The sequence below is a fragment of the Nesterenkonia halophila genome (assembly GCF_009467795.1).
Taxonomy (GTDB): Bacteria; Actinomycetota; Actinomycetes; order Actinomycetales; family Micrococcaceae; genus Nesterenkonia; species Nesterenkonia halobia.
The window spans coordinates 86,632-100,117 of the sequence record NZ_WIAX01000002.1 but is presented as its reverse complement, the minus strand read 5'-3'; the positions used below and the strand labels follow the sequence as shown (position 1 = coordinate 100,117).

At 70.7% G+C, this 13,486-nt stretch carries 15 protein-coding genes; 4 read left to right on the top strand and 11 right to left on the bottom strand.

All coding sequences use genetic code 11. The features are described from left to right. Positions 1-21: 21 nt before the first annotated feature. From GCL72_RS01565 to GCL72_RS01540, 6 genes are read right to left on the bottom strand one after another with little or no spacing between them, the layout of a single operon-like run. Positions 22-798, bottom strand: a complete 777-nt coding sequence (locus tag GCL72_RS01565) for a hypothetical protein (RefSeq protein WP_153142957.1) — start codon at positions 796-798, stop codon at positions 22-24. Beyond that, positions 798-1,298 carry a hypothetical protein gene (locus GCL72_RS01560; RefSeq protein WP_153142956.1) on the bottom strand — a complete coding sequence of 167 codons (501 nt, stop codon included), beginning with the start codon at positions 1,296-1,298 and terminating at the stop codon, positions 798-800. The genes GCL72_RS01565 and GCL72_RS01560 overlap by 1 nt, the downstream gene beginning before the upstream one ends. A 46-nt stretch (positions 1,299-1,344) precedes the next feature. Next, positions 1,345-1,749, bottom strand: coding sequence for a hypothetical protein (locus GCL72_RS01555; RefSeq protein ID WP_153142955.1), 405 nt, complete (start codon positions 1,747-1,749; stop codon positions 1,345-1,347). Positions 1,750-1,782: 33 nt separating this feature from the next. After that, on the bottom strand, positions 1,783-2,193 hold the full coding sequence (locus GCL72_RS01550; protein WP_153142954.1) for a hypothetical protein: 411 nt from the start codon (positions 2,191-2,193) through the stop codon (positions 1,783-1,785). A gap of 51 nt (positions 2,194-2,244) precedes the next feature. Then, a complete protein-coding gene (locus GCL72_RS01545; RefSeq protein WP_153142953.1) occupies positions 2,245-3,648 on the bottom strand; it encodes a hypothetical protein in 1,404 nt (467 codons plus the stop codon). Position 3,649: 1 nt separating this feature from the next. Then, on the bottom strand, positions 3,650-3,988 hold the full coding sequence (locus tag GCL72_RS01540; protein ID WP_153142952.1) for a DUF6507 family protein: 339 nt from the start codon (positions 3,986-3,988) through the stop codon (positions 3,650-3,652). Positions 3,989-4,173: 185 nt separating this feature from the next. Between GCL72_RS01540 and GCL72_RS01535 the strand changes: the two genes are divergently transcribed. From GCL72_RS01535 to GCL72_RS01525, 3 genes are all read left to right on the top strand, one after another. After that, on the top strand, positions 4,174-5,031 hold the full coding sequence (locus tag GCL72_RS01535; protein WP_246160957.1) for an EamA family transporter: 858 nt from the start codon (positions 4,174-4,176) through the stop codon (positions 5,029-5,031). A 64-nt stretch (positions 5,032-5,095) separates the two neighbouring features. Further along, entirely contained in the window at positions 5,096-5,329 is a 234-nt protein-coding gene (locus tag GCL72_RS01530; protein WP_153142950.1) for a hypothetical protein, read from the top strand. Positions 5,330-5,562: 233 nt separating this feature from the next. Beyond that, positions 5,563-5,850, top strand: coding sequence for a hypothetical protein (locus GCL72_RS01525; protein ID WP_153142949.1), 288 nt, complete (start codon positions 5,563-5,565; stop codon positions 5,848-5,850). 826 nt (positions 5,851-6,676) lie between these two features. On the opposite strand, the gene GCL72_RS01520 is transcribed toward GCL72_RS01525, so the two are convergent. The 5 genes from GCL72_RS01520 to GCL72_RS01500 all read right to left on the bottom strand — a co-directional run bounded on the left by GCL72_RS01520 (position 6,677) and on the right by GCL72_RS01500 (position 12,370). Further along, entirely contained in the window at positions 6,677-7,240 is a 564-nt protein-coding gene (locus GCL72_RS01520) for a GNAT family N-acetyltransferase (protein ID WP_153142948.1), read from the bottom strand. Further along, entirely contained in the window at positions 7,237-8,133 is an 897-nt protein-coding gene (locus GCL72_RS01515; protein WP_153142947.1) for an inositol monophosphatase family protein, read from the bottom strand. Before GCL72_RS01515 ends, GCL72_RS01520 begins: the two co-directional genes overlap by 4 nt. 2 nt (positions 8,134-8,135) lie before the next feature. Continuing rightward, a complete protein-coding gene (ligA, locus tag GCL72_RS01510; protein WP_246160956.1) occupies positions 8,136-10,466 on the bottom strand; it encodes an NAD-dependent DNA ligase LigA in 2,331 nt (776 codons plus the stop codon). A 93-nt stretch (positions 10,467-10,559) separates the two neighbouring features. Then, the gene (locus GCL72_RS01505) at positions 10,560-11,426 is read right to left on the bottom strand and encodes a methylenetetrahydrofolate reductase (RefSeq protein ID WP_211364933.1); all 867 of its coding nucleotides are present in this window, start codon (positions 11,424-11,426) and stop codon (positions 10,560-10,562) included. A 149-nt stretch (positions 11,427-11,575) separates the two neighbouring features. Then, positions 11,576-12,370, bottom strand: a complete 795-nt coding sequence (locus GCL72_RS01500; RefSeq protein ID WP_153142946.1) for an IclR family transcriptional regulator domain-containing protein — start codon at positions 12,368-12,370, stop codon at positions 11,576-11,578. 167 nt (positions 12,371-12,537) lie between these two features. Between GCL72_RS01500 and GCL72_RS01495 the strand changes: the two genes are divergently transcribed. Further along, on the top strand, positions 12,538-13,326 hold the full coding sequence (locus GCL72_RS01495) for an IclR family transcriptional regulator (protein WP_170289520.1): 789 nt from the start codon (positions 12,538-12,540) through the stop codon (positions 13,324-13,326). Positions 13,327-13,486: the final 160 nt, after the last annotated feature.

Below are 13,486 nucleotides of genomic sequence, written 5' to 3'. Positions count from 1 at the left end.
CCCGGCGTCCGACACCGGGCGTCAGGCAGGCCCGGTCCATCGCGCGATGTCCTCGGCCCCGGGCAGGGAGCCGACGGCCATATGCCAGAAGACCCATGCCGGGGCGGGCTCGAGCAGGTGCTTCTCGCCGAGGAAGCGGCGTTCGACGGAGTGGAGGAGCATGCCGTCCGGAGTGTCGAGGCCCATCAGGCGGGCCTGCGCCCCGCCGGCGCCGTCGTCCCACTCGGCGGCCAGCACGACGACGTCGGCTCGACCGGCCACCAGGCTGTCGGCGATCTGCGCGGCCTGTCCGCGCACGGCCGCCGCGGCCTCGCGCCGGGCGGCGGCCGGGCTGTCGGGACCCTGGGAGAAGTCCACGGCCCGCATCATCAGATTCTTCGAGATCTCGGCGGGCACGACGCCGCGAGCAGGGGCCGGTCGCGGACCGAGCCCCAGTCCGTCGATGAGCACCGGGTAGAGCGTCCCGCCGGCCGCGCCGCGCAGCAGCACGGCGCCGTCGTTCTGTAGCTCATGCCAGAGCATGCCGTGCGGGCTGAGCCGGATGGTGGTGTTCTGCTCATGCCCCTGCGCGTCGACGCGCTGGACCAGGATCACCGCACGCTGCTCGGAGAAGGAGCGCATCAGGCGGTCGTACTCGGGAGCGGGGCGGCCGTCGCTCACGAGGAGCTGTCCGTCGAGGTCCCGGAGCTCGGGGACGGTGACCGGCTCCAGCCAGCCCAGGGCGGCGGCGAGCTGATCCACCTGTTCGGCGCTCAGTCGTGCCGTGCTGCGCTGTTCCATCGCGCTGTGCTGCTCCATCAGGAGACCCCCGTCCATTCGAGCGTGTTGGCCAGCGACCAGCCGCCCTCGGACCAGGTCAGCACATCGACGGTCGGATAGGTGACGGTCATGGAGAGCTCGACGCCGACGCAGCGGGCCACCCATTGGTGCATCATCACCGGCACGGCCTCGGCGGTGGTGTACGACGCGACGCGCATGACGCCGTGGACCTGCTGCTCACCGTGGAAGCCGAAGGTGTCGACGTCGAGATGCAGCGGGCGGTGATCGCGCAGCTGCTCGGCGATCGTGGTCTCGACGAGCCGCTGGGATTCCAGCACGGCGGCCGGATCGGTGCTGTGCTCCTCGCCCAGCCGCGCCTGGGTGAAGACCACCGTCGGCACGAAGCCCATGCTCCACGGCCGGTCGTCGCCGACGATGACCAGTCCGTCGTCGAGGCCGCTGAGGTCGACCTCCCAGCGCTGCGGGATCTCCAGGGCCGCGGCGAAGCGCGGGTGCTCGAGCCGCTGTGTCACGTCCATGCTGCTCCGTTCGTCCAGGGTGCCGGCTGATGATGCCCGGAGTCCTTCAGCTGGTCTGTTCGTTCCGCCGAGCGGCGGCATTCTTCTCCCGGCGACGCCGCCGACGCTCTTCCCGGTCCTGCGAGCGGCGTTCACGCACCCACTTGGGGGTCAGGAAGGGCAGCACGGGCACCCCCAACGTGGCGAAGAAGCCGCAGAGCATGAGGAAGCCGGTTGTTCCCATCGTCACCTGCTCCAACCACGTCGGCCAGCTGATACCCCACACGTCGGACACTCGGTATGCACATGCCACCGACGCCATAGCGAAGAACGGAGGGAGGCCGTACAGGTACAGGCGCTCCGAGAACCACCCATACCAATGAGCGTCGTTGATGAGGCGCGGGTAGACGACGAACCATACTGTCAGCACCGGACACACCAGCAGTCCGATGAACCATAGAGCGAAGCTCACCGTCTGTCGCCCGCTTTCGCTTCACACCGCGACTCAGCCCTCATTCGCCACTGCTTCGTCTTCCTTCGCCGACTTCTTCGCCTCACGACGCCGACGACGCTCCTCTCGGTCCTGCTTGCGCCGCTCACGCACCCACTTCGGGGTGAGGAACGGTGGGACAGGCATGCCCAGTGCAGCCAAGAGGCCCAGGATCATCAGAAGGCCCGTCACGCCGATCGTCACCTGCGCAAACCAGTCGGGCCACACGTGGCCGAACCCGCGCGATGCTTCCCGCATGCTGTAGAAGGCTGCTGCCGCGAAGAACGGCGGGAAGGCATACAGGTACATCCGTTCGGAGAAGAATCCGTACCACGTTGCATCGTTGATGATCCGCGGGTAGACCACGAACCATACAGCCAGGACTGAACTGACCAACGTCGCCAGCAACCACCAAACGATCTCCATGTCCCCTCCTTCAGCTGTCAGAACTGGCACGTCGGACCATCAGACAGGTCGTCAGAACCACGATGTCACAGAATCCCAGGTCTCCTCCGCCTTGTCCGCCGCGGCACTGGCCACCGCTTCGCCGGTGTCTAGGAGCCCGCTGACGACATCTCCGGTGGCATTCTTCAGGCCTTCGCCGAGCTCCTTGCCGACAGCGCTTCCAGCGATACCTCCGATGACGCCACCGGCCACTGCACCAATCGCAGTCCCCGGCCCCGGGAACAGCGATCCGATGGCGGCGCCGGCAGCGGCACCTGCTTTTGCCCCGGCCCAACCGCCGATGGCCGCACCGCCGCCCACTGTGGCGGCACGAGTGAATTGCTCCGCCCCCTCCATATCGGGATGCTTGGCGCTGTCCTCGTTCCATTGCCCGACGAAACCAGTCGCCAGTGTCAGCACGGATCCCGTGCCCCCCGCCACCTTGCTCACCTTGCTCGCCGTGCTGAACGCCCCGGACTTCCCCGCCTTGGGGGTCAGGTTGTTCGTGTTGAAGTTCGCGAAGAAGCGACTCCGCAGAGCCTTGGCTCCATCCACGAGGCCCTGCGGACGCCGGTAGGGGTTCTGCGCGGAGTTCTTCGCCAACCATCGCCCGCTGTTCGTCACCTGGTTGGCGTCCCAGCCCGTCACCTTCTTCACCAGCTCGGTGCTCCGTTCACCGCGAGCGGCGATGTTCTTCGCCCACTCGGGCGCCCAGCCCTGGCGCGGCCGCACCTCGGACCAGGAGTGCTTCAGCGAGTCGGCGACCGCGCCCGTCGTCGTGAGCCCTTTCGACGCGGCGAAGGAGAGCTCATCCGCCCAGCTGCCGTCGAAGTTCTCGCCCGGAGTGACGCCGAGGGACGCCACCAGCCAGTCCTCCGGCGACTGCGGCGGGGTCTCGACCTGGCCGGCGGCGTCGGCCGTCGACACCTCGGTGCGGCTCCCTCGGGGCAGCGAGGCGCTGGTGGTGATCGCCCCGAGCGCCGCCGCGCAGGCGTTCTGCGCCTCGTCCTTCCACTCGGCCAGCTCTCGGCACCGTCGCTGCAGCTCGGCGATGCGCTCCTCCCGCGCCGCCCAGTCGTCCTCGGCGGCGTCCTCTGCTCCCTCGACCTGGAAGGCTTCGATGTCCTCGACCAGCCCTCGCCGTGTCGTCTGCATCTCCCGGAGCGCCGCCGCATAGGTGTGCACCGCGGTTTCGGCCTCCGCCCCGGCTCGGGCCAGCTCCGCCGCCCGGCTCGTCGCCGGCTGCAGCGCAGTCAGCAGCTCCCCGGTCTCCGGTGCGCGGTAGGACTGCTCGAGTCCGCCCCAGATGCGAGAGGCCCGGCCGATGGACTCGTCGACGTCGGCCGTGGCAGTCTTCAGCGCCGTCGCGGAGGACTCGACGGTGTCCGGGTCGTCGAGGTCCGCCACTGTGAACAGCTCGGCATAGGTCGTGGCCATCTCAGCCCGTTCGCGGCATATCGGGTCGATGGACGTCTCCGGCGCTCTTCCGGGCGGCCGCCGCCATCTGGTCGTCGCCGGAGGAGTAGTGCCCCAGTGCTGTCGAGGTGCCGCCCGTCGCCGCCTCCGTCTGCGCGACGGCGCCGGACCCGGTGGGCTGCAGGACCTCGGCCTCCAGCCCCTGCACGGCCTCGACCACCACGGAGCTGTTCGCCAGGTCCTGGGCCAGCGTCGTCGCGGCCGCCGTGACGCCGCCCGTCCGGCCGCGTGCTTCCTCCGCCGTCGCCTCGACCGAGGAGACCGTCGACGACGCCTCGACAGGCAGGATCTCGAATCGCATCGGCGTGCTCGCTCCCCCTTCTCCGTGCTCGGACCTGTGTCCTGCCGCGGCCTCCGCGCGCCGCGGCGTCCCGACGAGGATAGGCAGATTCCCGCCGTCGCCGCAGACGTTCTCCACAGGCGCCCCGGGATCGCACTCATGCCGCGGATCGACGGGCCTCGGTCATGACCGTCTATCCTGTCCGGGTGAGACACTCGACCACCGTCCCCATCCTGCTGGTGCTGGTGAGCATCCTGGGCCAGCAGCTGGGGGCCTCGCTGGCGGCCACGCTCTTCGGCAGCGTCGGCCCGCAGGGCATGGTGATGATGCGTCTGCTGTTCTCCGCGCTGATCATGGTGGCCATCCTGCGGCCGGCGCTGCGCGCGATCACCGGATCGGGCTGGCTCACCGTGCTGGCCCTGGGCGCGACGATGACCGGCATGAACCTGATGATCTACGAGGCCTTCGACCGGATCCCGCAGGGCATCGCGGTGACCATCGAGGCGCTGGGCCCGCTGACGCTGTCGGTGCTGACCGGACGCCGCCTGCTCGGCCTGCTCTGGGCATTCCTCGCCCTGGCCGGCGTCGGCACGCTCGGCCGCGACGGGTTCGACGCCGTCGACGGCCTGGATCCGGTCGGCGTCGCCTTCGCCCTCGGCGCGGCCGCCTGCTGGGCGGGGTTCATCATGATGAATCGTCGTGCCGGCCGCGTGCTGCCCGGCGCCCAGGGCCTCGCCCTGGCGATGTGCGTCGGATCCCTGGTGGTCGTCCCGCTGGGGACCGCCTCGGCCGGCGCCGCCCTGCTGGATCCCTGGGTGCTCGCCGTCGGCCTGGGCATCGCGCTGCTCTCCTCGGCGATCCCCTACGGCATCGAGACGCGCGTGCTGCAGCGCCTGCATGCCTCGACCTTCTCCATCCTCACCTGCCTGTCGCCGGTGATGGCGGCGCTGACGGCCTTCGTCGTCCTCGGCCAGCGCCTCGAGCTGCTGGATCTGGTCGCCATGCTGCTGGTGATCGTCGCCTGCGCCGGCGCGGTGCGCACGCGTCCGGCGACGCCGGCCTGAGCCGCGCCCTCCTGGCGATAGTGCCCCGCGCGCCCCTGGCGATGACTCCGCAGGAGGTGTGGGAATGAAGCGACATTCCCACACGAGCCACGGAGCCACCACCTGGTGGGCGAAGCTGTCAGGCGTCTTCGCGGAAATCCTCGAGCGCCGGAACCTCATAACCGACCATCCCATCGCGTCCGCGGACCACGACGACGCCGCTCTCCTCCTGGTAGTCGATGCGGCGCAGCTCGGCGACCGTCGGCATCTCGTCGACGGCGGCCTGCTCGTCCCGGTCGCAGGGAACCTCGATCCGTAGCGCTCGACGTCGGCCAGATCGTCACCCGTGCTCCACGTGCCTTCAGCGCGCTCGGTGTATCGACGCACCTCCGACGAGTCCCGGCCCTTCCAGCAGAACGCCGTCGGCTCGTAGGCATCCCGGGATGTGACCGATTCTCCCGTCACGAGGTCGATCGTGACGGTCTCACCATCACGTGACGGCATCTCCTCGTAGCGCGCATCGTTCACGATGCCCGCCTCGGGCTCCTCGACTTGGGCGGCGCCATCGATGTCGACGCGCCACACCTGCTCGCCGGCGTCGATGTCCAGGCCGGCGACATACTGGTCCACGTCCTGGTCCTCCCAGGTCGTCTCCCCGTCGTCATCCTGGCTGAACGTCCGGGTGCCGGCGTCGTAGCCGCAGGCGATGGCCACCGTCGGGTCGCCATCGATCAGTTCATCGCTGGAGAGATCCGCGTAGTCGCAGCCCAGGTGGGCATTCTCGGCCTTCCAGAGCGTCTCGCCGGTCGAGACGTCGAGCCGCAGCGTGCTGGTCAGTGAACCGAGGTCCTTCTTCTCCCCGTCTCCTCCATACGGCCATACCGAGAGGATCAGGGGATAATCCTCGCCCCCGTCGGTGTACCGGACCGAGCGGTCCTCAGTGTTCTCATGCCCGAGCGCCTCGGTGTATGGACGCTCCCATCGGTTCTCCCCGTCGGCGCCATAGCCGATCAGGGTCCTCGGTCACCGGCGGAGCATCCTCGTCCTCCGTCCCGTCGACCTGCTCACGCGCCGTCCACCGTTCCGATCCCCCAGTCGAAGGCGATCTCCTGAGACTCGGCGAAGTACCCGGAGCCCCCGTCCTGATACCACCATTCTCCCTCGGCGCAGAATGTCTCCCCACAGGTGTACGGCCGGTCCGCGAAGGTCCCCTGGGCCAGCCCCGACCTCAGCCGTTCTCCCGTCTCGACATCGACGGCCTCGGGGTGCCCCGGCCCCTCCTCCGACGGCGCGTAGCAACTCGTCGTCGGACTCCCAGCCCACCTCCAGCGGCGCGGCCAGCTGGTCCTCCTCGGCCTGGGCGGTCAGTTCCTCATCGCTGGGACCGCAGCCGCTCAGCGCCAGCAGGGCCGCCGCCCCGGCCGCCGTCGTCGTCATCGCTCGCCACATCCACCGGCGCCAACGCCCGGCGGCCTCGACACGCTCCTCCACGTCGTCTCCCCTCATCCTGGTTCTCGGCCGGAGGAGAGGCTGCCAACGTGTCAGCTGTCTCGCTGACGACGGCCCTCAGCCTGTGGAGAACTCCCCGACGGTGGCTCGGCGGAAGGTGTGGGAACGAGCGCGTATTCCCACGCGTTCCACGGAGTCATCGCAGGTGAGGAGGGGGTCACGCCAGGCGGCGGCGGAAGAACGGGAAGCGGCCGACGCCCTCGACCACCAGGTCGCGCGACGGGTCCGCGACGAAGCCTTCGGACCGATAGAGCGCATGCGCGGCGGTCATCGAGCGCAGGCTGCACAGCACCACCGCCTCGGTCCCCGGCGCCTGGTCGGCGCGGGCCATCAGATGCCGCACCAGCGTGCGGGCGACGCCGCGCCCCTGATGCCGCGGATCCACGGCGAGCATGCGGAACTCCATCTCGCCCTCGCGCGCCAGCTCGGAGAGCACCTCTCCGGGCCAGGTGATCACCGCCGAGGCGGCGACGTCGCCGTCGAGCTCGACGACGACCACCTCACCGTGCTCCGCGCGGTGGGCGACGTCGGCCAGCTGCCGCATGTACGGATCCTCGCGGCGCATGTGTCCCCCGGCCGCGTAGGCGGCCATCGTCAGCTCCGCGATCGCGGGGTGGTCGGCCGGCGCGGCGTCCCGCACCCGCGGCGCGGCCGTGCCCCGGCCGCGGCCCCGCGTCGCGGCCTCACGCGCGTCGACGGCGACGTCGGCCTCGCCGGTCATGCCACCGTCTCCCGCGGCGCCGGCCGCAGCTGCTCCAGCGGGACGCCCAGGTCTCCGGCGATGCACCAGTCCGGGTGAGCGGCCCCGTCGGCGGCCAGCGGACGGCGCATCGGCACCCCGGCCTCCTCGGCGATCAGCGCGCCGGCGGCCCAGTCGTGCTCCTGGATGCCGTACTCGGCGTAGGCCTCGACCGTGCCGTCGGCGACCATGCAGATGTCCAGCGCCGCCGCGCCCAGCCGGCGCAGGTTCCCGAAGCCGCCCAGCAGCTCGACGACGGCCGACACCTGCTGCTCCCGACGGGCGGCATCGTAGCCGAAGCCGGTGGAGAGCAGCCCGGCCGCGCGCGTGCCCTGCGGTCCGCTCAGCCGGTCCACGCCGGGCTGGCCGGCATCGTCGACGCCTCCCACGCCGTCGCCGGCGCCGGGCCGCGCGGTCGACACTCGGCCGGTGAACGCGCCGGCGCCGCGGGAGGCCCACCACAGCCGGTCCAGCGCCGGCGCATGCACCACTCCGGCCAGCCAGTCGCCGTCGGGGCCCTGCACCGCGACCGAGGTGCCGTAGTAGACGATGCCGCGGACGAAGTTCGTCGTGCCGTCCAGCGGGTCGATGGACCAGCGGATCCCGGAGGCCTGCTCCGGAGCACTGGTGCCGTACTCCTCGCCGGTGATCGCGTCCTGCGGGCGACGCCGGCCGATCACCGCGCGCACCGCCTGCTCGGAGCGGCGGTCGAAGTCGGTGACCAGGTCGGCCTCGGAGGACTTGGTCTTCAGGCCCGACTCGTCGCCGCGCAGCACCCGGCCCGACGGCGCGACGGCGTCGCGCTCGGCGAGCACAGCGGCTCCGGCGGCCGCGGCCTCGGCGGCCACGTCCAGCAGTTCACGTGCCTCGGTCATGCTCAGTCCTCCAACCCGTCGGGTCCCTCGGCCAGCAGCGTCCGGAACTGGTCCTCGTCCAGCACCGGCACGCCGAGGGATTCGGCCTTCTCGGCCTTGGAGCCGGCGTTCTCGCCGGCCACCAGATAATGCGTCTTCTTGGACACCGAGCCGGCCGCGCGGCCGCCCCGGGCGATGATCGCCTCCTTGGACTCGTCGCGCGAGAAGCTCTCCAGGCTGCCGGTGACCACCACGGTCATACCCTCCAGCGTCCGCGGGGTCGACTCGTCGACGTCGTCGACCATCCGCACTCCGGCCGCGGCCCAGCGGTCGATGAGGCGCTGATGCCAATCGACGGCGAACCACTCGCGCACCGCCGCGGCGATGGTCGGGCCGACGCCGTCGATGCCGGCGAGCTCCTCCTCGTCGGCGGAGCGGATCCGCTCGATCGACCCGTAGGCCGAGGCCAGCGCCCGCGAGGCGGTGGGCCCGACGTGGCGGATGGACAGCGCGACCAGCACGCGCCAGAGCGGCTGCTCTTCGGCCTTCTCCAGCTCGGCGACGAGCTGGACGGTGTTCTCCGTGGGCTCGGAGGTCTTCTTCAGCCGCCCGTCGGCGTAGTGCTGCGCCTTGGTCCAGAAGTACAGCGACGGCGCCCAGCGTCCGGTGCCCTCCGGCTGGCCGGTCTCGGCGTTCTTCCGCCGCACCTCGCGCCAGACGTGGACCCCGCGCAAGTCCTCCGGCGTCAGGTCGAAGAGCTCGGCCTCGCTGCGCAGCACCGGGGTCTGCGGCAGCGGCTCGCCGTCGTCTCCGAAGGCCACCTCGACGCCGGACTTCGCCAGGGCGTCGTGGTCGATCAGCTCCTTCGACGGCCGCCGGCGGTCCGGGTCCGTCAGCGCCAGACCGGCCTCCTCGCCGAGTGCTTCGATGTCGAGCGCCCCGCGAGAGCCGACGTGGATGACCCGCTCGGCCAGCTGGGCCGGGCAGGACTCGGCGTTCGGGCAGCGGCGATCGACGTCGCCCTCCTTGGCCGCGGCCAGGGTCGTCCCACAGGACGGGCATGCGGCCGGGAAGACGTACTCGCGCAGCTCCTCCTCGCGGCCCTCGCGTGCCGGCATCACCGGGCCGAGCACCTCGGGGATGACGTCGCCGGCCTTGCGGATGAAGACGTCGTCGCCGATCAGCACGTTCTTCGCCCGGACCACGTCCTGGTTGTGCAACGTCGCCCGGGAGACCTCCGAGCCGGCGACCTGCACCGGCTCCAGCACCGCATAGGGCGTCACGCGGCCGGTGCGGCCGACCTGCTCACGGATGTCCACCAGCCGGGTGGTGACCTCCTCCGGCGGATACTTGTACGCCACCGCCCAGCGCGGCACCCGAGAGGTGTGCCCCAGGGCCCGCTGCTGGTCGAAGTCATCGACCTTGACCACCACGCCGTCGATCTCATGGACCAGCTCATGGCGCTTCGCCAGATGCGCGTCGAGATACTCCTCGATCTCCTCGAGGTCGGAGAGGATCCGTGTGTAGGGGCTGACCGGCAGCCCCCAGGCGGCCAGCTGGTCGTAGGCGTCGTGCTGGCTGGTCAGCTCGACGCCGGAGCGGGCGCCGACGCCGTGGACGAACATGCTCAGCGGCCGCTCGGCGGTCTTCGCCGGATCCTTCTGGCGCAGCGAGCCGGCCGCGGCGTTGCGCGGGTTCGCCAGCGGGGCCTTCCCCTGGGCGGCGAGCTGCTCGTTGAAGGCGTGGAACTCGGCGGTGGGCATGAAGATCTCGCCGCGGACCTCCAGCTCCTCGGGATGGTCGGAGCCGGCCAGCCGGCGCGGGACGTCGTCGATGGTGAGGACATTGTGGGTGACGTCCTCGCCGGTATGCCCGTCGCCTCGGGTCGCGGCCCGGACCAGCCGCCCGTCGCGGTAGAGCAGGCTGATGGCCAGCCCGTCGATCTTCACCTCGGTGAGCCAGCGCGGCGTCGCGTCGGGGCGCAGCTCGGCCAGCGAGGCGACGGCGCGCTCATGCCAGGCGCGCAGCTCCTCGCGGGAGAAGACGTCCTCCAGCGAGTACATCTGACGCAGGTGCTCCACCGGGGCGAAGGCCTCCGAGACGCCCTCGCCGACCTGCTGGGTGGGCGAATCGGCGGTGCGCAGCTCCGGATGCTCGGCCTCGATCCGCTCGAGCCGGCGGAAGAGCTCGTCGAACTCGGCATCGGAGATGAGCGGGTCGGCTTCCTGATAGTAGCGAGTGCGGTGGCCGCGGATCTCCTCGGCCAGACGCGCATGCTCCTCGCGCAGCTCATCGGCGGGCACGGCGGGGTCCTCGGAGCTCTGACTGGGACTCGGGCTGGGGCTCTGACTCACGCACCCCAGTCTAGGACGTGTCCTGTCAGCCCGGTGAGCAGAGCCCGATCGGGCACGACGGCGCGCGGGACGACGCGTCCGCTCCCGGGGCGCCTACGAGGCCTGGGCGATGAGGTCCCTCCGCCACGCCTCCGTGGCGGCCAGATCGTTGAAGGTGAAGACGTGGAAGCCGGTCAGCGCAGTGTCCGCCTCTCCCTCGGCCAGCTTCCGGACCAGCCCGCGGATGAGCTTGGTGGGCTTGTAGCCGGAGGGCGAGAAGAACTTCCAGACCATGTTCTGCTGCTTCGCCAGGAAGCTGGCCGACTGCCCGAGTCCCAGCCCGGCGGAGACGCGGGCGAGCTTCTGCCGGCTGACCGGCCCGGGCATCCCCGCGTAGATGGGCAGGTCCACGCCGTCGGCCTTGATGCGCTCCGCCCAGTCGACGACGGCGTCGGCGCTGAAGCAGATCTGCGTCAGGATCCTGTCCGCATACGGCGCCTTCCTCCGCAGGGCGCTGTCGATGTCGGCCTGCGGGAAGCTGGCGTGCCCCTCGGGATAGCCGCCGACGCCGATGGTCGCGAAGCTGTGCCCCCGGTCTTCGAGAGCCGTCAGCAGATCCATGGCGTCGTGGAATTCGCCGGCGGGCTCCTCGGCATCGCCGGCGACGATGAAGATCCGGTCGACGTCGGCGGCCTCGATCCGGGAGATCAGCCGGTCCAGCTCCTCGGGTCCGCCCACCAGTCGCGCCGGGATATGCGGGGCGACGGTGTAACCCTGCTCGCGCAGGAAGAAGGCCGCATCGAGGGTCGGTTCCAGCCCTTTGCCGCCTGTGGCGGTGATGGTCAGCGGCACCTCCGTGGGCACCTCGGCCACGACTCTGTCCTTGACCGACTTGAACGGCATGACCTCATAGCCCATGTTCTCGACCAGTCCGGCCAGCACCTCCTTCTCCCGGGCGGTGACTGCTACGGGCTTGGCCATATGTGGTGCCTCCTCAGTACGATGCGGGCTTCTTCCTGCGCCCCGGCGCTCGTCCCGGGACGGACGCGGCTCCCTGCTGGGCGCCACTCTATGGAGCGATCGGTCCCGCTCCCCGACGACGACGTCGGATGTGACCTCCGCAGCGGCCTTCACCATTGCAGCCCCAGGAGGACCTGCACCCGCTCTGCCGCCTCCTGCAGCGGGCCCACGAAGGTATTCTCCAGCTCGGCGCAGCTGCCTGCCGCGCCGTCGGCTGTCCCCAGCGCGACGTTCAACGCCGCGACCACCTCGCCGCCCGGAGAGAAGACCGGCACGGCCACGGATCGAAGTCCGGCCTCCAGCTCATGCTCCACCAGGATCCAGCCGCGCCGCCGCCCCAGCCACAGCTGAGCGAACAGCTCGTTCACATCGGTGACCGTGTCCGGAGTCAGCGCCGCCAGCGGCAGCTCCAGTCTCTCCCGGACCTGCCCCGCGGGCAGCTGGGCGAGCTGCGCCCGGCCCATGGACGTGGCGTAGGCCGGCAGCCGGGTGCCCACCGAGATCTCGAGCCGCACGACGCGCCGGACGGGGGCGCGGGCGATGTAGACGATGTACCCGCCGTCCAGCACGGCGGCAGAGACCGACTCGCCGAGGCGCGCGGAGAGATCCTCGACGACCGGTTGGATCAGCCGCGACAGATCGGCCGAGGCGAAGCAGGCATATCCCAGCTCCAACACCTTGGGAGTGAGCTCGAACCTGCCTCCCCGCCGCACGACATATCCCAGATCCGCCAGGGTGACCAGGAAGCGCCGTGCCGTCGCCCGTGACAGTGCCGTCCGCTCGGTGACCTCCGCCAGGGACAGCCCTGCGGACGAGGTGCTCGACGCCCCCTCCGGCCCGCCGGTGAAGGCCCGGATGACGTCGACGCCGCGCGCCAGCGACTGGACGTAGTCACCTCCGGCCATCAGCGCGCGCCTGAGTTCTCATCGCTTCCTTCTCCTCGATGTTCGCATGTCGAACTTGACGCCACTATATGAACTACGCCACACTCACACCAGTGTTCGTCCCACTCAATAAGGACGCGGAGGAAGATCAGGCAGCTTCCTCGAGCGCAGGGACAAGGAGGCCCCTCATGGCGAACTCACCCTCAGGAGATTCGGTCCTGGACCGAGTCATGCGCATGCTGACCGCCCTGGAAGCCGAACCCGAGCTGTCGCCGAACGGCCTGGCGCGCGAGACAGGCCTGCCCAAGTCCACCGCCTATCGACTCATCGACGACCTCGCCCGCAGGGGCATGCTGGAGCGCGGGCCCGAGGGGCAGATCTCCCTCGGGCAGCGACTCTGGGAGATGGCCCAGCGGACCCCGCTGGCGACCACGCTGCGCCGGACGGCGCTGCCGCATATGGAGGACCTCAACGGCGTCGTGCAGCACACGACACAGCTGACCGTGCTGGACGGCCCCTCCGTCATGGTCGTCGAGCAGCTCTCCCGCACGGGGGCGGCGGAGAACACCGCCGAGGTGGCCGGCCGCATGCCTGTGCACCTGACCTCGATGGGCCATGCGATCCTCGCCTTCTCCGCGCCGACGGTGGTCGACGAGCTGCTCAGCCGGCGGGGCGGACGGATCGCCGCCGAGCGGCCGACGTTCCGCGCCGAGCTGGCCGAGGCGCGCCGCCGGGGATACGCCCAGCTCGCCCCCGTGGTCGACCGGCGCACCACGGACATCTCAGCACCGGTGCTGGACGAGCAGGGGCGCGCCCTGGCCGCCCTCACCGTGGTCGTCCCCGCCGATGCCACGACTCCGCGACACCACCTGGCGGCACTGACGATGGCCGCCCGTGCCCTCTCCGCCGATCTGAGCCGTCAGAAGCGGCCCGCAGACCGAGGGCCACAGGGCGCCGCAGAGCCGGTCGCGGCCTAGTCACACCGCCTCGGACCACTGGCCATCGGCCACCGGCGAGCCCGGGGCGGCCCCGGCCGGATCCCGGCCGGATCCCGGCGACGCCGCCCGACGCCGCCGAACTCCCCCGCACCACCCCAGGACGAGCTACCAGCCAATGGGACTCGACACCACGACGACT